Below are 19,223 nucleotides of genomic sequence, written 5' to 3' on the forward strand. Positions count from 1 at the left end.
ACCGAGTTTGTCGTTTCCGCCGGCCGTCCGTCAGAGCGGCCGCACCTTCAACCAGGTGATCCGGTTGCCCTCGCGCTCGACGACCTCGAACCGGAATCCGTGGAACGAGAACACCTGACCAACGGTCGGGATCATCTGCGCTTCGTGGATGACCAGCCCGGCAATGGTGTTGGCCTCGTCATCGGGCAGGGACCAGTCCATCGCACGGTTCAGGTCGCGGATGGTCATCGAGCCTTCAACCAGATACTGACCATCTTCGGTTCGCGTAACCGTCACATCTTCGTCCACGTCGAATTCGTCGGCAATCTCGCCTACGATTTCTTCGAGAATGTCCTCGAGCGTGATCAACCCGCGCAACGACCCGTACTCATCTACCACCAGCGCAAAATGGCTGTGCATTCGCAGGAACTCCCGCATCTGATCGTCCAGCGTGGTGGTCTCCGGTACGAAATAGGGGTCATTTGCTACCTTAAGGATGTCAAATGACTTCAGTCTTTCCGCCCCGCCATCGCTACCGCCCGCCTTTGCGTACATGGCGCGGAACAGATCCTTGGCGTGCACGACGCCCACTATGTTTTCGGGCTGGCCACGGAACACCGGCAGGCGCGTGTGACGGCTTTCGAGGCATTGTTTCAAAATCGCTTCGGGGTCGGCATCGGCGTCGATCATCTCGATATTCGAGCGATGCAGCATGATTTCCTCGACCGTGCGGTCGCCGAGGTCAAGCGCGCCCAGGATGCGGTCGCGGTCCTCTTTTTCGACGACCCCCTCGGAATGGCCCAGTTGCAGAGCGCCGGCGATCTCTTCGCGCACGGCAAGGATGTTGCTGTCGGGGTCGATCTGAACCCCGAACAGGCGGAGGACCCCGCGCACCAGCAGGCGTACGGCAGCCACCACCGGCGAAAACACAGTAACGACAACACCGATCACCGGGGCGACTGCTGCTGCGGCCTTTTCGGCATTGGTAATCGCGTAGGTTTTGGGCAGTACCTCAGCAAAGACCAGAACAAGCAGGGTCATGACCAAGGTGGCCAGTGCCACGCCGCTTTCTCCGAAAAGTCGGGTGAACAAAGCCGTGGCCAGCGAGGCTGCAAGGATGTTGACGAGGTTGTTGCCCAGCAGAACCGAGCCGATCAGACGTTCGTTGTCGTCAGTGATCTCCAGCGCCTTTTGCGCGCCGCGCGATCCTTTGTCGGCTTGCGCCCGCAGTTTACCCCGCGAAGACGCCGTCAGCGCTGTTTCAGACCCCGAGAAGAAGCCGGAGAGTACCAGCAGAAGCAGAATTGAGGCCGTAGTCAGCCAGAAGGCGCCATCGAGAAGAGAAGGGTCAGAGTCCATCGGTCCGTTTCAGGTATTGTTGATGCAATGGTTATGGGGGCGCAGATGCGCGCGATCAAGGGTTTGGCCCTAGTCTCGACCGTCATCTTTGGCAAGCGGGTGATGCTGCAACACAAGCTCCGACAGGCGCTCGTCCAGGACATGCGTGTATATTTCGGTCGTCGCGACGTCGGCGTGACCAAGTAGGGTCTGGATCGAACGCAAATCGGCCCCATTGGCCAAAAGATGCGTCGCAAAGGCATGGCGCAGCGTGTGTGGCGTGACTTTGTCAGGAGATACACCACCTTGCACGGCCAGTTCCTTTATCAGTGCAAAGAACCGGTGTCGGGTCAGGTGCCCTGATTTTCCGCGCGAAGGAAACAGGAACCGGGACCGCTGGCCTCCGTTGGCGGCGGCTGCATCTTCGGCTTCGTCCCGGATCGTCAGCCATGCCGCCAAAGCATCGCGCGCAGGCGGTGACAAGGGCACCATGCGCTCTTTTCCGCCTTTGCCGAGAACCAGCAGCATGCGTGGGTCGCCCCGGGCGGATGATACCGGCAGGGAAACAAGCTCGGTCACACGCATCCCGGTCGCATACAGAATTTCCATCAGGCAGGTGTTGCGCACCTTGTCTGCCGTACTTCGCCCTGTTTGCCTGGCGGCCTCAAGCAGGCGGTCGACTTCTGCCACGTCCAGCGTCTTGGGCAGTCTTTTCTGGCGTCCCGGGCCTTTGATCTGGATGGCCGGATTGGTCGAACGCCAGCCTTCTTCAAACGCGAAACGGTACAATTGCTTGATGGCAGAGAGGCGGCGGGCGCGGGTCGCGCGCGAAAGGCCTTGTGCGTCACAGTCAATCAAGTAGGCCTCGATTATACTTTGGTCGGCGGCCTCGAACCCGGCATTTCGCCGAATGAGCCACGCGGCAAAGTCCTTCAGGTCCCGCCCATAGGCCAGCAAAGTGTTGGTTGCCGCCCCAAGTTCTGCGGCCTGCGCCTCGAGAAACGCGGAAATCCACAAGTCTTGTGTCGCCGGAGCGGACACTGTCATGCCCCCTTCAGAACAAGCAACTGCAAGGCCGCGCGGCGCGCCGTGTCTTCCAGGCCGACATGTCGGAACACCGCGATGGCCGCAGTCAAGTCAACCAGATTGCCGCGCGCGCCATGCGCGAACATCTGCATGGCCTCAAGAATTGCCTCACCCAGACGGTTTGCTTCCAACATCGCGCGGATATCGGACGGGATCGGCGCCGACCATGCAAACCCTTCGGCGATGGCGTCAGCCATCGGTGAGAGCGAGTTCGAACGCTCGGGTTGGCCCGATGCCAAAGCAGCCAGAAAGGCATTGGCCTCGGGTCCGTCGGGGACAGATCGTGCGGCATCCTCGTACAACTCGGACAACAGCAGGATGCGCCAGCGCAGATTCTCGGTGGTCGGGTCGGACAGCTTGATCGGCATCAGGCGCTCGGCGAACAGTTCGGCAAAGGGCACTTCGAGCCCGACCGACCCCATTTCTGCCCAGACTTTCGGCAGGGTCTTGGATATTGCCTCGGGGCTTCCGGTCTCCAGCGCCGTTTCGAAACGCTGAACTGCCGAGACGCGATCCCAGACCGCGCCCGAAGCCGCAGGCGCGCGCTCGGTATAAAGGCCCAGCAGATGGTTCGGCGTAAGCGCGCCGATGCGGGTCAAGCGCTCGGCCGCTTCGATCTGGGCCTTCCAACCGGCAACATCGCGCAGGTCGGCATTGGCAAAGGCCCGCGGCAACGAGGCGGTCGGAAGTCGCTCGCCGATCGCTTCGAACAGGCGAAACGTCAGAGGGTCAGGGTCTTCGGGCTGCGGCAAATAGGCGGCGCCTTCGAACATCTCTGGGCTTAGGAAGCGATCCAGCAGATCGAGTTGCTCGGGCGGCAGTAATTCGAGCGCATGCGCCGCTTCGAGTGTCAGTGCGGCCGAAGCCCAGTCACCTCTGCGAGCCTTGCAGAAGACCTGCGCGGAATAATCCCGCGACAAATGCGGTTGCGCGATCAGCGCAGTGCAGCTGCGGTCTTCGTCGCCGGTCAACAGAGTTGCGTCAAACCATCGTTTGAACCGCTCAGGCGTATCGGTGGGGCCTGCAAGTTGCACCAAGGATTGCGTCGGATCGGCGGCACCCAGCTGCATCAGGCGATCCAGTCGCGCCAGAAGGAGCTCGTCTGGCTCATTGGAATTCGCCGGCGCTCGGGCCTCGGTCAGCAAAAGTGTGAACAACAGCCGCTGCATGGCCGGGTTCGATTTGACCGGCACGCGCGCCATGAGTTCGGCCAGCCGGGCCGGATCGCTGGGCAGCCACAGATCAACCGGCAGCCCGGTCGCGGACCCATCCACCAATCCCAACGGCGGCGACAGCGCCTCGAGCGGAGACACCTGGATGTCGGGCTGCAGGCCGGTATCGGTAACCGGCGGCTCGAGCAATACGGTCCCCGGCAACAGGTCAGGGGCCGTCTCCAGCCAGTCGATCGCGGATAGCGGCTGTTCGGTTTGTGCGGCGGCTTGGCCGGTCAGTGCAAGCGCCAGCACGACGGCCCTAGTTGACATCCAGAATTACCGGTTCGCTGATTTCGCTTTGCGGGGCCGAGAAGTCGGCGCCGAAGAATGGGCCAAGATACGCATAGGCCACCAAGCCGATGAAAAGCAGGCAAATTAGGTACAACAGGAATTTGATCAGACGGCCCATGGCTCAACGCTGCCTCAATTTTCGATTTTGGCCAAGTTATAACTGGCATTTTTCCCAAGATCACGTCATTCACAGGGAAATGAGCGAAATTAAGCATAACGTGGCGCCGGCCGGACAACGGCAGGTCTTTGACCTGCACAAAACGGTGGTTTTGGTCGGCATGATGGGCGCTGGCAAGACGGCCGTGGGGCGCGCTCTGGCCGCGCGCCTTGGTGTTCCATTCCTCGACAGTGACAGCGAGATCGAATCGGCTGCCAACATGACCATCCCCGAGATCTTTGAACGGGACGGCGAGCCGTTCTTCCGCGCCAAAGAAAGCCAGGTCATCGGTCGCCTGCTGGACGAGAAAAAGGGTATCCTGTCGACCGGCGGTGGCGCTTTTCTGAGCGAAGAAAACCGGACGATGATTTCGGACCGTGGGGTTTCCGTATGGCTGTGCGCCGATCTAGAAGTGTTGTGGAACCGGGTGCGCCACAAAGACACGCGACCCTTGCTGCGTACGCCTGATCCGTATGCAACGCTGCGTGACCTGTACGAGGCCCGCGTGCCGTTGTACGCACAGGCCGATCTGGTGGTGAATTCGGACGGCGACACCGCGATCGAGGATATGGTTGACCGGGTTCTGGAAAAGCTGATGACGCGCCCGGATGTATTGGAAGTCAAATAGATGCATCAGACAGTTAACGTTGATCTGGCCGAGCGGTCCTATGACGTGGAAATCGGGCCGGACCTGTTGGCTCAGGCCGGTGCGCGGATCAAACCCATGCTGCACCGTCCGCGTGTAGCGGTTCTGACCGATGAAACCGTGGCCGGTTTGCATTTGGATGCTTTGCGCAGCGGCCTGGCGTCCGCCGGGGTGGAAATGACCGCATTGGCTCTGCCCGCAGGTGAGGCGACCAAAAGCTGGCCGCATTTCGAGCGCGCCGTCGAATGGCTGCTGGCCGAAAAGATCGAACGGCGCGATATCGTCGTAGCCTTCGGCGGTGGAGTAATCGGAGATCTGGGAGGCTTTGCCGCCGCAGTGCTGCGTCGCGGTGTGCGCTTTGTGCAGATCCCAACCTCGCTTCTGGCGCAGGTCGACAGTTCCGTGGGAGGCAAAACCGGTATCAATGCTCCGCAAGGCAAAAACCTGATCGGTGCGTTTCATCAACCGTCGTTGGTTCTGGCTGATACCTCAGTGCTTGGCACGCTGACGGCGCGTGATTTTCTGGCGGGATACGGTGAAGTCGTAAAATACGGCCTTCTGGGGGATGCCGATTTCTTCGAATGGTTGGAGCGCAACGGCCCCGCGCTGTCGGCCGGGGACATGGCGACCCGGGTTCAGGCCGTCACCCGTTCGGTTCAGATGAAGGCCGACATCGTGGCCCGCGACGAGACCGAGCAAGGCGACCGGGCGCTGTTGAACCTCGGGCATACGTTCTGCCACGCGCTTGAGGCGGCGACGGGCTATTCCGACCGGCTGCTGCATGGCGAGGGTGTTGCAATCGGCTGTGCCCTGGCGTTCGAGCTGTCGGCCCGCATCGGGCTGTGTTCCCAGGAAGACCCGAGCCGCGTCCGCGCGCACCTGAAGGCGATGGGCATGAAGACCGAGCTGTCTGACATTCCCGGAGATCTGCCGGGCGCCGAAGATCTGGTCGACCTTATGGCTCAGGACAAGAAGGTCGTTGACGGCCAGCTGCGCTTTATCCTGGCGCGTGGGATCGGGCAGGCCTTCGTCACGTCGGACGTGCCACGCGATGCCGTTCTGTCCGTGCTGCAGGATGCCTTGGCAACGTGCTGATAAGCGGAGTCAGCGTCCCCGTATCACCATCAATTCGCCAATGTTTTCGCGGGTGATGTATCCGACCATCTGACCGGTCTTGGTGCAGACCGCCACGGCCGGTGCGCCACCATGGAGACCATCCAGAACGGCTTCGAGCCCACTGGTCAGGGCCACCCGGGGGATTTGCTCTTCCATGACCGAGGTCGCGGGTTCCGACCGGGGGTGATCGCCGGCTAGCGCGGCAAACAGCCGATTGCGGGTCACGAAGCCCAACAGCTGCCCGTCTGCGCCCAAAACCGGAAACTCATGCTGCGTTGTCTGGATCACGGCCTGGGCCGCCGTTGCCAAGGTGTCTTGGGGGGTCAGTGCGTGGAATTCGGTAATCATCGCGTCGCGAGCCAGCACGCGGCGCGCCACCGAGCGCATTGCTACATCCTGACTTTCTGCATTTGCCGCGATGAAGACGAAAACCGCGATCAGAACCAGGATCGGATTACCGGTGCTGAGCCCCAGAAACCCGAACCCGACGGCCACGGCCTGGCCAGCAAAGGCGGCGGCCCGTGTGGCTTTTACTCTGTCCATCTTCAGGCAGAGCAGGGCTCGGAACACGCGGCCGCCGTCCATCGGAAATGCTGGGATCAGGTTGAATACCGCGAGGAACAGATTGACGTAGGCCAGCCGGCTCAGCAGGTCGACGCGGGTCGAGTCAATTTGCGCCAGCGTTTCAACCTGCATTCCCGCGCCCAGAAGGACCAGGATGCCCCAGATGACGACGTTGACCGCTGGACCAGCCAATGCAACGGCAACTTCTTGCATCGGCTTTTCCGGCATCCTCTCCAGGCGGGCCAAGCCTCCGATGGGCAGCAGAGTGATGTCAGGAGTGCGAATGCCATACCTGCGGGCCATCAGCGCATGACCGAACTCATGGGCAACCACGCAGGCAAACAACGCCAGAACAAACACGATGTTGTCGATGGCTGCTGGCCACCCACCGTCAGAGTAGGCGGCAAAGCCGACCCAGGCCAGCAGCAGGAAGAAGGTGACATGGACCCTCAGTTCCGATCCGAGCAATCGGCCGACGGCGAAGGACCATGTCATGACGAGCCTCGCTGGAGCTTAGAACGGGATTTCGTCGTCGTCGATGCCGCCTGATGCCGGTGCCGGTGCGCTGGACTGTGCGGCGTAGGGCTCGGAGTATCCGCCGCTGTCCTGGCCGCCACCGTATCCGCCGCCCTCGTTGCGACTGTCCAACAGGGTCAGTTCACCGCGGTAAGGGCGCAGAACGACTTCGGTGGAATAGCGATCCTGACCGGACTGATCCTGCCACTTGCGCGTTTCCAGTTGGCCTTCGATGTAGACCTTTGACCCTTTGCGCAAATACTGCTCGGCGATGCGGACGAGCGGTTCGGAAAAAATAGCGACTGTGTGCCACTCGGTCCGTTCGCGGCGTTCACCGGTATTTCGGTCCTTCCAGTTCTCCGAGGTCGCGATCCGTAGGTTGCAGACCTTGCCACCGTTCTGAAACGACCGCACTTCGGGATCACGCCCGAGATTGCCGACCAGAATGACTTTGTTGACTGAACCTGCCATGGATTTCCCCGTTTTTTGACTAGTTTGATGGCGCCCGAATCTGACGCTGAGTTCACCTGAAACCCTATACGTCCTGCGCCCGGGTTGGAACACGGTTGATGCCCGGAATGCCACCCGGAAAATCAGTGTTTCCTTAACCAAGCTTTCATTTCTGCCTGAAATACCTATAATCCGAATGATTGCTGAACGAGCGGGATTGCTTGAATGCGTTGTCTGTTAAGTGGTTTTTCAATTGCATGCCTCGTTCTGGCGTCGACGCCGCTGAGCGCAGATGTGCTGTCGACCAAGAATCGCAAAGATATCTTTTTGAAGCAGGCCAAGATATTGGACACGCGGGCCGCCAGCCAGTATCGCGACTCTGAACGGCTGAAACCGAAGACGCCGGACGGCAGTTTCAAAAAGCGCTATTCCGGCAAGTACCGTGGTGAATACCTTGCCATGGCGCGCCAGGCAGCGCGCAAGCACAACGTCCCGGAAGAACTGTTCCTGCGTCTGGTTCAACAGGAAAGCGGTTGGAACCCTCACGCCAAGTCGCACAAGGGCGCTTTGGGCCTCGCGCAGCTGATGCCCCAAACCGCCAGGCTGCTGAACGTGAACCCGCATGACCCGAAGCAAAACCTTGAAGGCGGTGCGCGGTATCTTTCGTGGCAATACCGCAAATTCAAGTCCTGGCGCCTCGCGCTGGCAGCTTACAACGCCGGCCCGCAAGCGGTGGAAAAGCATGGGGGCGTGCCGCCCTATGCCGAGACGCAGAATTACGTCAAAGTCATCTGGGGCGGCTGATACAATAGCTGCTCAAAAAAACCGGCCCAAGGCCGGTTTTTCTTTGGGCGATCACTCAGCCGCTATTTTGATAACCGGCTCCATCTTCGCCAGTGTTTCGGTGGACAGATGACACTTGACCTGGTGTCCGTCAGCCAGCGTCTGGACCGGCGGAACCTCTTTTTCGCACAATCCGCCCGCAACCACGGACTTCCACCGGCACCGGGTTTGGAACGGACATCCGGGCGGCGGGTTCATCGCCGAAGGAATATCGCCCTCAAGGACGATGTGTTTCTTTTCGACCGAAGTATCGGCGATTGGAACCGCGCTCAGCAGCGCCTCGGTATAGGGGTGATAGGGCGGCGAGAAGACTTGATCGGTCGTGCCCAGTTCGACCACGTGGCCCAGATACATCACCATGACGCGGTCGCTGAGGTAGCGCACGATCGACAGGTCGTGGCTGATGAACAGCAGTGTGGTCTTGTGTTCGCGCTGGATCTCCATCAACAGATCGGTCACGGCTGCCTGCACCGACACATCCAATGCCGAGACCGGCTCGTCCGCGACGACGATCCGGGCGTCCCCGGCAAAGGCACGGGCTATCCCGACGCGCTGTTTCTGGCCGCCTGACAGTTGGCGCGGCATACGGTCGGCAAACGCGCGCGGAAGCTTCACCAGGTCCAGCAACTCGAGCATCCGTTGCTTGCGTTCGGCTTCCGAGTTTCCGACGCCGAAGATTTCCAGCGCGCGGATGATCTGACGTCCGACCGTCATCGACGGGTTCAGCGTATCGAATGGGTTCTGGAACACCATTTGGACTTCGCCGACGGTTTTGGCATCCCGTTCTTCGATCGGCAGATGCTCGATATTGCGGTTGTCCAGCAGGATCTGTCCGTCGGTCGCCGTCTCCAATCCCATGAGGACCTTGGCAAACGTGGATTTGCCGCAGCCGGACTCGCCAACGATCGCCAGCGTTTCCGATTCATGTGCGTCGAAGCTGAGGGTTTCGTTGGCCTTGACCACTTTCTTTTCGCCCCCACCGAACAGAGCGTTTGCGGCCACCTCGTAGTATTTCTTGAGGTTGTCCATTTTCAGAACGGTCTTGCCGATCGGCGCTTTTTCTTTTTGCTCTGCAACCGTGATGGGCGCGTTCCAGTCGATTTCCTGGAACTTCAAGCAGCGCGTATGGTGGCGGTCATTGCCGGGGACCGGGAACATCTGAATGTCCTGCGCGTCACAGCGCCCCTCTTCGAAATAGTCGCATCGCGGGCCGAAATTGCAGCCGGGTGGGCGTTCGTGCGGTAACGGGAAGTTGCCGGGGATTGCAACCAGCGGGCGTGAATTCTTGTCCGCGCCGGGCAGGGGGATCGAGCGAAACAGCGCCTGGGTGTAGGGGTGCTGCATCTCGTCAAAGACATCGTGGATCGAGCCCCGTTCGACCGCCTCGCCGGAATACATCACGCACAAGCGGTCACATGTTTCTAGCACCAGGCCCAGATTGTGCGAAATGAACAGCATCGAGGTGCCGTATTTCTTGCCCAGATCCTTGACCAGTTCCACCACGGCGGCCTCGACCGTCACGTCCAGCGCGGTTGTCGGTTCGTCCAGGATCAGAAGGGACGGCTTGGACATCAGGGCCATCGCGATCACGATGCGCTGCTGCTGGCCACCGGACAGCTGATGCGGAAAGCTGTTCAGCATCCGCTCGGGGTCCGGCAGGCGCACATCCGTCACCACTTCCAGAGCACGGGCATAGGCCTCTTCTTTGCTGACCCCTTCGTGGATCATCGGCACTTCCATCAGCTGTTTGCCGATCTTCATCGCCGGGTTCAAAGAAGCCATCGGCTCTTGATAGATCATCGCGATCTCATTGCCGCGAATATCCCGAAGTTCTTCCTTGCTCATCTCGCTAAGGTCACGGCCCTTGAATTTGATCGAGCCGCCAACGATCCGACCATTCTTGCCAAGGTCCTGCATGACACCCAAGGCGACCGTCGACTTGCCGCAGCCGGATTCACCGACCAGCCCGACAGCCTCGCCGGGCTGCACACTGACCGAAAAATCCATCACGGCCGGTATTTCCCGCAAGCGGGTAAAGAACGAAATCGAGAGCTTGTCGATTTCGAGGATCGGCCCGTCATAATCCGCCAGTTTGTTCATCTTGCTTGCTCCTCGCCAGCACTCGGGGGATCCCCTTCATCTGGCTAAAAATATCCTGGTGGGGGCCGGGGGCAGTCCCCCGGCCGCTTTCACATCAGTCCTTCAGGCTTTCTTCTCGCAGGCCATCCGCCAGCAGGTTCAATCCCAGAACCAGTGACAACAGCGCCAGTGCCGGCGGCAGTGCAGGGTGCAGGTAGATCGACAGCAGCTTGCGTCCTTCGTTGATCGTGGACCCCCAATCCGGGCTTTCCGGCGGCAGGCCCAGTCCAAAGAACCCCAAGGTCCCCAAGAGGATGGTCGTGTAGCCGATGCGCAGGCAGAAATCGACGATCAGCGGCCCGCGGGCGTTGGGCAGGATTTCCCAAAGCATGATGTACCAGGGGCCTTCGCCGCGCGTCTGCGCCGCGGCCACGTAATCGCGTGTCTTGATGTCCATGGCCAGGCCGCGCACGATGCGGAACACCGTGGGCGAGTTGACGAAGACAACCGAAACGAACACGACCAGGATGCCGCCAGGAATGTCGAACAGATCCAGATAGGTCGGCAGACCCCAGATGCTGTAGTCGTCCGTGCGGATGACGTATCCCCCGGTCGAGATCAGCGACAGGTACAGCCAGATCGCGATACCCAAGACGCCGATCAGCAGCGGCGTACGGAATTTCGGCCGGGTGTAGTAGCGCGAATTCAGAAGGACACCGATGAAGAGGATCGGGAACACGAACAGGACTGCGGCCATATAGTTCGGCACGCCGGTCGCGACGATTTCCGGTGTGACCAGCAGGTAGAACAGCAGGATGACCGGGAACGCCAGGATCAGATTGGCGAGGAACGACAGAAACGTGTCCAGCCGCCCGCCATAATACCCGGCGGGCAAGCCCAGCGTGATCCCGACCATGAAGGCAAACATCGTGGCCAGCGGAGCAATCTGTACGACGATCCACGCCCCCTTGACCATGCGGCTGAATACGTCGCGGGCAAGGTTGTCGCCGCCCAGCAGGTACCAGGCGAACTCACCGTCCTCGGCATTGGGCAGGGGGGTGCCGGGCACCTTGTTCTTCATGCCGGAAACCTGGACCAACGGATCATGTGTCACGATAAGGTCCAAAGCCCCGAAGATGCCGGTGAAAACCCAGAACATGACCAGTCCAAAACCGATCATGCCGATCGGGCTGTCGAACAGCTTGCCGTACAGGCCAAGGCGCCGTTTGAAGGCAACCGACATCGCGAAAAGAATGATCAGCGACAGCCAGACCGGTAGAAACTGCTGCGAGATCGCGCCGATAATCCCGGCCCCTGTGCCCAGGAAAATTCCCAGAAGCAGGTAGGCGACCACCGTCGCGATGCTGGCCAGGAAAGAATACCACAGCGCGGATTGCGTCAGGTTCCTGAGGCCGCCGCCCGAACTGACGGTGCCATCCGCATTCACGCTGACTTGCGTCTCGGGCAGCAGAATGCTCGCCAGGATCCAGACAACGACGGATACGACCAGCGCAGCAAGGGCGATCATCATGATCGGGTTCAGAAAGGCGATAGAGCCAGTCCAGCTCAGAGGTTCCATGGTCTATCCTCCCTTATGAAATGCGGATGCGCGGGTTGAGGTAGACATAGCCGATATCCGAGATCAGCTGCGTCACGAGCACCACGAAGACCGACACGACCGAGATCGCCAGCAGAAGCTGGATGTCGTTGTTCCCCGCAGCCTGCACCAGTGCCCAACCGAAACCCTTGTAGTTGAACAGGGTCTCGACGATCACGACGCCGTTCAGCAACCAAGGGAACTGCAGCATGATGACGGTGAAGGGCGCGATCAGCGCGTTGCGCAGGGCGTGCTTCAGAACGATATTCCCGAAGGACACACCCTTCAGGCGCGCGGTCCGGATGTATTGCGCGGTCATCACCTCGGTCATCGAGGCTCGGGTCATCCGTGCAATGTAGCCCATGCCGTACAGGGCAATGGTCAGGACCGGCAGGAAGAAATTCTCGAAAGTCGGGTTTTCCATGGCCTGTGTGGCCGTGCCCTTGAACCATTTCAGACCCACGGTTGACGAGGTGAAGATAGCGATGAAGATCACGCCCGACACGTATTCCGGCGTGGCCGTCGTGATGATCGAAAACGTGGACAGGGACCGGTCCAACGCAGACCCCTCGCGCATGCCGGCCAGCACGCCAACCAATAGGGCGGTCGGGATCATCAGCACCAGCACCCAGAACATCAGGTAGCCGGTGTTGCCCAGCCGCTTGCTGACGATCGTTCCGACCTCGTCCTTGAAGACGGTGGAATAGCCCCAGTCGCCCTGAAGAATGCCGCAATAGCGCGGTGTCGTTTCCGGAGTAGAGCCGGGACGAGTGCAACTTCCCACGAACTGACCATCCGGTAGCGTGTTGGTGAAACCGGGCACCACCCCCAGCCATTGACCGTATTTGACCAGCGTGGGCTGCATGTATCCGCGGTTCTCAAGCCAAGTGACGACCTGCTCATCGGACATACGCTGGTTGCCCTGCGTCTTGGCCAGCTTTTCCAGGTTTGGATAGAGGTTGGTCAGGAAGAAGACCACGAAGGTCAGGCACAGCGCCGTCAGCAGCATCACGCCCAATCGTCGAAGGATGAAGAGTCCCATGTTGGCCCCTGTTGTTCGGGTTCTCCGCAGATCAGTGGACCATTTTCTGGCCTCGGACGTCCGACCCCGCGTCGGTGTGTCTGCGGCTGGAAAGGGGCGCCCGCATTCGGGCGCCCCTTGAAAGGTTCAGGTCGGGATCAGGCCGCCCAACCCCATTTGTAGTGATGGTGTTCGAACGACACATGCATGTCGGTTCCGACCAGACCGTCCTTCATGTGACGGTACAGCGACCGCCAATAGGGCTGGATGGTGACACCTTCCTCCTGGATCATTGCTTCGCCCTTGGCCACGATTTCGCGGCGCTTGTCGGCATCGGCAATGGCCAGAGCTTCGGTCAGCAGGGCATCAAACTCGGCATTGGACCAGCCGAACTCGTTCCAGGCCTCGCCGGTGCGGTAGGCCAGTGCCCAGATCTGAACGCCCAACGGACGGTGGTTCCAGTTGGTCGAGCTGTAGGGGTATTTCGCCCAGTCGTTCCAGAACGTGTTGCCCGGCAGAACCGTCCGCTTGACCTTGATGCCCGCGTCGCGCAGCTGGGCTGCCACGGCATCGGTGGTGTTGCGGCGCCAGTCATCGTCGATCGAGATCAGCTCGTGCTCGAAATCGGCCATACCGGCCTCTTCCATCAGCTTGCGCGCGCCTTCCGGGTCAACTTTCTGCGGCGGCAGTTCGTAGTAATCCGGGTGGATCGGGCCGACGTGGTGGTTTTCTGCAGGCGAGCCGCGACCTCCGTAGCCAAGCTCGAGGCAGACCGAGTTGTCCACGGCCATCTGCAGCGCCTGACGCACGCGTTTGTCGGCATAGACCTTCTTGCCGTCCACTTCCGCAAGCTGGTTCGGGCGGACCACGATGGTGTTCATCGTGACAACCTCGGACTTCACGTAGCCCAGGCTGTCCATCACGTCGATGAATTCACCAACCGATTCATACAGCATGTCGACTTCGTCCGATTCAAGAGCCGCCAGCCATGCCGACGGATCGGTGCCGTAGTCGATGTACTCAATGCGATCCAGGGCCGGACGACCGAATACGGCTTCGCCCCACCAAGTGTGGTTTTCGTTGCGAACAAGCGCGGCTTTCACACCCACTTCCAGCTCTTCGATCAGGTAGGGGCCGGTGCCCACGTTGTTTGTCAGGTCCGTTTCGCTGAACGAGCTGTGGATGATCGCGGCCGGATAGTCTGCCATGCCCGGGATCAACGAGATGTCCGAGTTCGGCAGGTTCAGCTTGACGGTGTGCGAGTCCACAACCTCGATCGCGCCTTCGATTGCCTGGCCGGTATCTGCGTCGACCAGCGTGGCAAAACGGCCTGCCATCGAGTTCGTTTCCGAGCTCTTGTCGCACCAGCGCGCGATGTTGCGTGCCACGTCTTCGGCGGTGAAATCGTCACCGTTGTTCCACTTGACGCCCTGACGGACCTTCAGCGTGTAGACGGTCGCATCGTCGTTGACTTCCCAGCCCTCCAGCAGCATGCCGCGGAATGTGCCGTCCGAGTTGTACTCGACCAGGTATTCCAGCGTGCCTCGGGTGACGTTGGCGATCTGCGACCAGTCATAGGTGCGCGGATCCTTCAGCGCGCGAACTTCCTGCTGAACGCGCAGGGTGCCACCTTCTTTCTTGGCGTCTTCGCCCGCCGCCTTGGCGGGTGCGGTCAGGCCGACCATGCCGTAGGCGGCCGCGGCAGTGACACCAAGGCTGGTCGTGCGCGTCAGAAACTCGCGGCGGCTCAGCTTGCCGTCCCGATATTCCTGGGCGTGCATTTCGGCAGCCCAGTGCATCGGTGCTCCGGTCAATGTCTTGGTTTTCATGGATGTCTCCCTGTGAGATTATTATGGGTATTTGTTGGTCCCCGTCGAAGCCAGGCAGCGCCGAGCAAGGTCATTTTGGATGTGGTTTTTTGAATTCTGTGCATCCCCATGGGTTCATTCGGCACCAGATTCCAATTTAGGTCAATGTTCGAAATCGTCATCAAGTGCACAAAAACGACATTTGCAGAGAAACCTGAGCCGTGGCCGCCGGGGCTGGTATCGGCAAGTCTGATTCTGGAACTTGTGATTCCCTTTTCCGAAGGGTTTCGGCCGAAAACCCCTTATGTGACTGAAAATAAAAGACTTCGGACCAAGTTTTGGCGCGATGTCAGTGATTCACTCAGCCTTGGCTCGGATCGACGTTATGCCATTGCTTCATCCGGGCACGGCACCACGTGCGCTGGCGTTTGGCGTACTGGCGTGTCGCAATCGTTGCTCTTTCGCGGGCGTCCGCCGAGGTCATTCGCCCCTCGATGTGGGCCATCAACTCAGGTACTCCGATGGCCTTGCACGAGGGCAGGTTTGGGTCGTACCTGTCGCGCATCGCCGCAACTTCGTCCAGGGCACCTGCCTGCAACATCTGGTCAAAGCGCAAATTGATGCGCGTGATCAGCCAGTCTCGCTCGGGCGTCACGACGATCGGAAACGCTTGATCCAGGGGCAGCAGCGGTGGCGGCGTGTCGTCCTGCCAATCCGCCAGGGTCCGGCCGGTGGCTTGCTCGACCTCCCAGGCCCGTTGCACACGGGCGCGGTTGCGCGTGTCGATCCGGTCCCGTGTCCTTGGATCAATCCCGGCCAGAAGCTCGGGCAGGGGAATTGCGTCCGCAGTCTTGCGCAACTCGGGCGGCGTTGCCGGGATGTCTGCCATACCTTCCGTCAGCGTCGAAAAGTAGAGACCTGTTCCGCCCACGATGATCGGACGCAGCGGCCCTGACAAATAAGTCCGCACCTCGCGCAGCCAGTGGCCGGCCGAATAGTCTTGATCAAAAGCGACATGGCCATAGAGAGCATGTGGAGCCCGAGCCTCTTCGTCGATCGAGGGTCGGGCGGAAATGATGCGCCAGCAGTTATAAACCTGGCTGGCATCCGCATTGACGATGATCCCGCCCGAGTGTTCGGCAATCTCCAGTGCAAGGGCTGATTTGCCCGATGCGGTCGGCCCCATGATGAGGACCGGCAGATCGTCGGGGATGGGCGGCAGACTGTTCAGCAAATTGCGCGCTGTGTTTTCAGCCATGAGTGTTTGCCCTGTTCCTTGACCATCCGCATTGAACCCGCGGTGGTTTTGCTTCATTTTGCGCCGGAAAACAAACCCGTGCCAGCCCGGAGCGCAAGATGAGCCTTTCTTCCACCAACACAACCGCCGAAACCCCAAAGACAACGTACAAACGCGTCATGTTGAAAATCTCGGGCGAGGCGCTGATGGGGGATCAGGGATTCGGGCTGCATCCGCCGACTGTCCAGCGCATCGCGCAGGAAGTGAAGTCGGTGCATGATCTTGGGGTCGAGATCTGCATGGTCATCGGCGGAGGGAATATCTTTCGCGGCCTGTCCGGTTCGGCCCAAGGGATGGAACGGACCACGGCCGACTACATGGGCATGTTGGCGACCGTGATGAACGCGCTGGCCATGCAATCCGCGCTTGAGGGCCTGGGCGTCTTCACCCGGGTGATTTCGGCCATCCGCATGGACGAGGTGTGCGAGCCCTATATTCGCCGCCGCGCTGTGCGCCACTTGGAAAAGAAACGGGTTTGCATCTTTGCGGCTGGAACCGGCAACCCGTACTTCACCACAGATACCGCAGCGACGTTGCGTGCCAACGAAATGACCTGCGAGGCCATCTTCATGGGCAAGAACGGGGTCGACGGCGTCTACGACAAGGACCCCAAGGCACATTCGGACGCTGTCCGCTATGACTCGGTGACCTATGACGACGTTCTCGCCAAGCGTTTGAAGGTCATGGATGCTTCGGCTATCGCTCTGGCGCGCGACAACAATCTGCCGCTGATCGTATTCGGACTGGACGAGCCCGGCGGGTTCCGCGGAATCCTGGCAGGCGAGGGGACCTATACCAAGGTTCAAGGCTAGCCAAAGACCCGACCCAACAGCCCACATTAGTTTGCCTGGCGCCCGACTCGGTTCGGACGTTAGGTAACGCTACGCCGTCCGGTCTGCTGAAAATGCTCGGTGTGACCGGTATGCGTGTCGCTTTTGCCCGCCGGAAAGTCTCTGGCGGCTGACCGAAAAAACGATCTTTCCCCGATCAAAAGCGCATTAAAATGAGAGGAGAGAGAATGTCCGACAATTCAGATGCCGACTACGAGGTCGGCCAGGACAATATCCAGATCATGGGGCTGGATATTCATAACCCGGTATTTGCCGTGTCTGGCCTGACCATCATCGCCTTCGTCTTCTTTTCGTTGGTTTTCCGCGAGCAGGCTGCCGACTTCTTCGGCTGGTTGCGCCCCGCGCTGACCAACCAGTTCGACTGGGTATTCATGCTTTCGGCCAACATCTTCGTTGTGTTTTCGTTGCTATTGATCGTGACGCCGCTGGGCAAGATCAGGTTGGGCGGCGACGATGCGAAACCGGACTACAGCTATGCGGGTTGGTTCTCGATGCTGTTCGCCGCTGGCATGGGGATCGGGCTTGTTTTCTGGGGCGTGGCCGAGCCGATCTCGCACTATGGCGCATCACTTGGCGGTGTCGCCGTGGGAGAGGACGGCCTGCGCACCGACTGGGCACCGTTGGGCGCCGGGCTCGAGGATCCCGACGCATCGCGGAAGCTGGCGATGGCAGCCACGATCTTTCATTGGGGCATGCACCCCTGGGCGATCTATGCGGTCGTTGCGCTGGCCTTGGCATTTTTCAGCTTCAATCGCGGGCTGCCCCTGACGATGCGCTCGGTCTTTTACCCGCTGTTCGGCGAGGCCACTTGGGGTCCGCTGGGGCATGTCATCGATGTGCTTGCGGTCTTTGCGACCATCTTCGGTCTGGCGACCTCGCTCGGCCTGGGGGCGACACAGGCGCTGGCGGGTTTGAATTATCTGTTTGATGTTCCGGTGACGGACGGGATGAAAGTGCTGTTGATCGGCTTGATCACGGTCTTCGCCCTGATTTCGGTGATCGCCGGACTGGACAAGGGGGTCAAACGCCTGTCCGAGGCCAACATGGTGCTGGCGGCGCTGCTTTTGTTGCTGGTCCTGATCGTGGGGCCGACCATGGTGATCCTGACCGGGTTCTTCGACAGCATGATCGAATATGTCGTTGCGCTGCCGGGCCTGTCCAATTGGATCGGTCGCGAAGACACGAACTTCATGCAGGGCTGGACCACCTTCTACTGGGCTTGGTGGATCTCCTGGTCACCGTTCGTCGGCATGTTCATCGCACGTATCTCGCGCGGCCGAACGATCCGCGAGTTCGTGACCTGTGTCATCCTTATCCCGACGCTTGTCGGCGCCCTATGGATGAGCGTTTTCGGCGGAGCTGCTCTGGATCAGGTCATGTCCGGCAATGGGCAGGCTCTGTCCGATGCGGCGCTGGAACTGAAGATGTTCAAGATGTTCGAGGCTTTCCCGATGGCTGGACTGCTGTCGTTCGTCGGTATCGTTCTGGTGGTTGTGTTCTTCGTCACAAGCTCGGATTCTGGTTCGCTGGTGATCGACACCATCACGGCAGGCGGCAAGACCGATGCTCCGACGGCTCAGCGCGTATTTTGGTGCGTGCTGGAAGGGGCCATCGCGGTCGTACTGCTGCTGGGCGGTGGGCTCGGCGCATTGCAGGCCGCGGCCATTGCCACCGGCTTTCCCTTTGCGATCGTGCTGGTCTTGATGTGCGTGTCCATCTTCATCGGTCTGGTGAACGAACGCCGACGCAACTGAACGTACCGCCACTGACAGAGGGCCCCGGTTACATCACCGGGGCCTTTTTTCATCTCTGACTGCCTTCGAAGAAGCCGACGGAATTGCCGTCGGGATCGACCGCATAGAAGAACCGACCGGCCGGGATCTGGATCGGATCCGAGACAACCTGACCCCCGGCAACCTTGACCCTGGCCATGATCTCTTCAGCCGTGCCCTCTGCGGCCAGATGAAGGGTTGGGCCGGTACCATCTTTTGCTGGCTTACCCGGATACAGATGCAAGGCCACGCCCGTTGCCGGGTCAGCGGGGCGGAACATGGCCATGGGGTTCGGGCCGGATGTGTCGACCGCAAGTTCTGCCCCCGTGGCGTGGGCATAGAATTCTACCGCCTTGTCCAAGTCGAAAACGGGCAGTTCGCCCCACACCAGAAAATCCTTCGGAAGATAACTCATCTGTAACCTCTCTTGTCTTGAGTGCCGTGAGTTTGGCATGCGCTGATGACAGAAGCTGGCATCAGACGCCCGGCTTGACCGCGCGGGGTTGGCCGGGCTAACTGACGGCGTTTGGTCCCGTCATTCTCGTGCGGGCTGCCGAACTGCCGCGGCGATACCCGTGGCTGGCTGGAAGACCTGCCA

Annotated in this window: 17 protein-coding genes; 5 read left to right on the forward strand and 12 right to left on the reverse strand. The window is 60.2% G+C overall.

The features are described from left to right. Positions 1–30: 30 nt before the first annotated feature. The 4 genes from ACR0MM_RS01360 to ACR0MM_RS01375 all read right to left on the reverse strand — a co-directional run bounded on the left by ACR0MM_RS01360 (position 31) and on the right by ACR0MM_RS01375 (position 4,026). A complete protein-coding gene (locus ACR0MM_RS01360) occupies positions 31–1,338 on the reverse strand; it encodes an HlyC/CorC family transporter (protein ID WP_170371196.1) in 1,308 nt (435 codons plus the stop codon). Between the two features lie 69 nt (positions 1,339–1,407). Then, on the reverse strand, positions 1,408–2,364 hold the full coding sequence (locus ACR0MM_RS01365) for a site-specific tyrosine recombinase XerD (protein WP_480694006.1): 957 nt from the start codon (positions 2,362–2,364) through the stop codon (positions 1,408–1,410). Then, positions 2,361–3,887 (reverse strand): hypothetical protein, encoded by a 1,527-nt coding sequence (locus tag ACR0MM_RS01370; RefSeq protein WP_480694008.1) that lies wholly within the window; start codon positions 3,885–3,887, stop codon positions 2,361–2,363. The genes ACR0MM_RS01365 and ACR0MM_RS01370 overlap by 4 nt, the downstream gene beginning before the upstream one ends. Beyond that, on the reverse strand, positions 3,877–4,026 hold the full coding sequence (locus ACR0MM_RS01375) for a hypothetical protein (RefSeq protein ID WP_170338962.1): 150 nt from the start codon (positions 4,024–4,026) through the stop codon (positions 3,877–3,879). The genes ACR0MM_RS01370 and ACR0MM_RS01375 overlap by 11 nt, the downstream gene beginning before the upstream one ends. A 79-nt stretch (positions 4,027–4,105) precedes the next feature. On the opposite strand from ACR0MM_RS01375, the gene ACR0MM_RS01380 reads away from it, so the two are divergent. Continuing rightward, positions 4,106–4,693 (forward strand): shikimate kinase, encoded by a 588-nt coding sequence (locus ACR0MM_RS01380; protein WP_170461954.1) that lies wholly within the window; start codon positions 4,106–4,108, stop codon positions 4,691–4,693. Beyond that, entirely contained in the window at positions 4,694–5,806 is a 1,113-nt protein-coding gene (gene aroB / locus ACR0MM_RS01385; RefSeq protein WP_480694010.1) for a 3-dehydroquinate synthase, read from the forward strand. A 9-nt stretch (positions 5,807–5,815) separates the two neighbouring features. Here the strand turns inward: aroB and ACR0MM_RS01390 are convergent, their stop codons facing one another. Continuing rightward, on the reverse strand, positions 5,816–6,886 hold the full coding sequence (locus ACR0MM_RS01390; protein WP_170538380.1) for a site-2 protease family protein: 1,071 nt from the start codon (positions 6,884–6,886) through the stop codon (positions 5,816–5,818). Between the two features lie 18 nt (positions 6,887–6,904). Further along, entirely contained in the window at positions 6,905–7,378 is a 474-nt protein-coding gene (gene ssb, locus ACR0MM_RS01395; protein WP_170339526.1) for a single-stranded DNA-binding protein, read from the reverse strand. A gap of 204 nt (positions 7,379–7,582) precedes the next feature. Here ssb and ACR0MM_RS01400 point away from each other — a divergent pair, with 204 nt between their 5' ends. Next, positions 7,583–8,161, forward strand: coding sequence for a lytic transglycosylase domain-containing protein (locus ACR0MM_RS01400; RefSeq protein ID WP_093961864.1), 579 nt, complete (start codon positions 7,583–7,585; stop codon positions 8,159–8,161). A 51-nt stretch (positions 8,162–8,212) separates the two neighbouring features. On the opposite strand, the gene ACR0MM_RS01405 is transcribed toward ACR0MM_RS01400, so the two are convergent. The 5 genes from ACR0MM_RS01405 to miaA all read right to left on the reverse strand — a co-directional run bounded on the left by ACR0MM_RS01405 (position 8,213) and on the right by miaA (position 15,963). Then, positions 8,213–10,300 (reverse strand): dipeptide ABC transporter ATP-binding protein, encoded by a 2,088-nt coding sequence (locus ACR0MM_RS01405; protein WP_480694012.1) that lies wholly within the window; start codon positions 10,298–10,300, stop codon positions 8,213–8,215. 94 nt (positions 10,301–10,394) lie between these two features. Further along, positions 10,395–11,858 carry an ABC transporter permease gene (locus ACR0MM_RS01410; protein WP_170366979.1) on the reverse strand — a complete coding sequence of 488 codons (1,464 nt, stop codon included), beginning with the start codon at positions 11,856–11,858 and terminating at the stop codon, positions 10,395–10,397. Positions 11,859–11,871: 13 nt separating this feature from the next. Beyond that, positions 11,872–12,918: an ABC transporter permease gene (locus tag ACR0MM_RS01415; RefSeq protein ID WP_170339518.1), complete on the reverse strand. Its 1,047-nt coding sequence runs from the start codon at positions 12,916–12,918 to the stop codon at positions 11,872–11,874. A gap of 137 nt (positions 12,919–13,055) precedes the next feature. Next, entirely contained in the window at positions 13,056–14,726 is a 1,671-nt protein-coding gene (locus tag ACR0MM_RS01420; RefSeq protein ID WP_170338949.1) for an ABC transporter substrate-binding protein, read from the reverse strand. 340 nt (positions 14,727–15,066) lie between these two features. Next, positions 15,067–15,963 (reverse strand): tRNA (adenosine(37)-N6)-dimethylallyltransferase MiaA, encoded by an 897-nt coding sequence (miaA, locus tag ACR0MM_RS01425; protein ID WP_480694014.1) that lies wholly within the window; start codon positions 15,961–15,963, stop codon positions 15,067–15,069. 98 nt (positions 15,964–16,061) lie between these two features. Between miaA and pyrH the strand changes: the two genes are divergently transcribed. Together pyrH and ACR0MM_RS01435 are read left to right on the forward strand one after the other, a co-directional pair. Continuing rightward, positions 16,062–16,814 (forward strand): UMP kinase, encoded by a 753-nt coding sequence (gene pyrH, locus ACR0MM_RS01430; RefSeq protein ID WP_170338945.1) that lies wholly within the window; start codon positions 16,062–16,064, stop codon positions 16,812–16,814. Between the two features lie 206 nt (positions 16,815–17,020). Continuing rightward, the gene (locus tag ACR0MM_RS01435) at positions 17,021–18,607 is read left to right on the forward strand and encodes a BCCT family transporter (RefSeq protein ID WP_170419163.1); all 1,587 of its coding nucleotides are present in this window, start codon (positions 17,021–17,023) and stop codon (positions 18,605–18,607) included. Positions 18,608–18,656: 49 nt separating this feature from the next. Here the strand turns inward: ACR0MM_RS01435 and ACR0MM_RS01440 are convergent, their stop codons facing one another. Beyond that, a complete protein-coding gene (locus ACR0MM_RS01440) occupies positions 18,657–19,040 on the reverse strand; it encodes a VOC family protein (RefSeq protein WP_170339508.1) in 384 nt (127 codons plus the stop codon). Between the last annotated feature and the right edge of the window lie 183 nt (positions 19,041–19,223).

The sequence above is a fragment of the Ruegeria sp. BC6 genome, assembly GCF_056539185.1.

Bases quoted from the DNA above. Each gene is read 5' to 3' on its own strand.
- ACR0MM_RS01405 (WP_480694012.1), bottom strand. From the start codon at position 10,300: ATGAACAAACTGGCGGATTATGACGGGCCGATCCTCGAAATCGACAAG.
- ACR0MM_RS01415 (WP_170339518.1), bottom strand. From the start codon at position 12,918: ATGGGACTCTTCATCCTTCGACGATTGGGCGTGATGCTGCTGACGGCG.
- ACR0MM_RS01410 (WP_170366979.1), bottom strand. From the start codon at position 11,858: ATGGAACCTCTGAGCTGGACTGGCTCTATCGCCTTTCTGAACCCGATC.
- ACR0MM_RS01400 (WP_093961864.1), top strand. From the start codon at position 7,583: ATGCGTTGTCTGTTAAGTGGTTTTTCAATTGCATGCCTCGTTCTGGCG.
- ACR0MM_RS01420 (WP_170338949.1), bottom strand. From the start codon at position 14,726: ATGAAAACCAAGACATTGACCGGAGCACCGATGCACTGGGCTGCCGAA.
- ACR0MM_RS01370 (WP_480694008.1), bottom strand. From the start codon at position 3,887: ATGTCAACTAGGGCCGTCGTGCTGGCGCTTGCACTGACCGGCCAAGCC.
- pyrH (WP_170338945.1), top strand. From the start codon at position 16,062: ATGAGCCTTTCTTCCACCAACACAACCGCCGAAACCCCAAAGACAACG.
- ACR0MM_RS01435 (WP_170419163.1), top strand. From the start codon at position 17,021: ATGTCCGACAATTCAGATGCCGACTACGAGGTCGGCCAGGACAATATC.
- ACR0MM_RS01440 (WP_170339508.1), bottom strand. From the start codon at position 19,040: ATGAGTTATCTTCCGAAGGATTTTCTGGTGTGGGGCGAACTGCCCGTT.
- ssb (WP_170339526.1), bottom strand. From the start codon at position 7,378: ATGGCAGGTTCAGTCAACAAAGTCATTCTGGTCGGCAATCTCGGGCGT.
- ACR0MM_RS01380 (WP_170461954.1), top strand. From the start codon at position 4,106: ATGAGCGAAATTAAGCATAACGTGGCGCCGGCCGGACAACGGCAGGTC.
- ACR0MM_RS01365 (WP_480694006.1), bottom strand. From the start codon at position 2,364: ATGACAGTGTCCGCTCCGGCGACACAAGACTTGTGGATTTCCGCGTTT.
- ACR0MM_RS01360 (WP_170371196.1), bottom strand. From the start codon at position 1,338: ATGGACTCTGACCCTTCTCTTCTCGATGGCGCCTTCTGGCTGACTACG.
- ACR0MM_RS01375 (WP_170338962.1), bottom strand. From the start codon at position 4,026: ATGGGCCGTCTGATCAAATTCCTGTTGTACCTAATTTGCCTGCTTTTC.
- aroB (WP_480694010.1), top strand. From the start codon at position 4,694: ATGCATCAGACAGTTAACGTTGATCTGGCCGAGCGGTCCTATGACGTG.
- miaA (WP_480694014.1), bottom strand. From the start codon at position 15,963: ATGGCTGAAAACACAGCGCGCAATTTGCTGAACAGTCTGCCGCCCATC.
- ACR0MM_RS01390 (WP_170538380.1), bottom strand. From the start codon at position 6,886: ATGACATGGTCCTTCGCCGTCGGCCGATTGCTCGGATCGGAACTGAGG.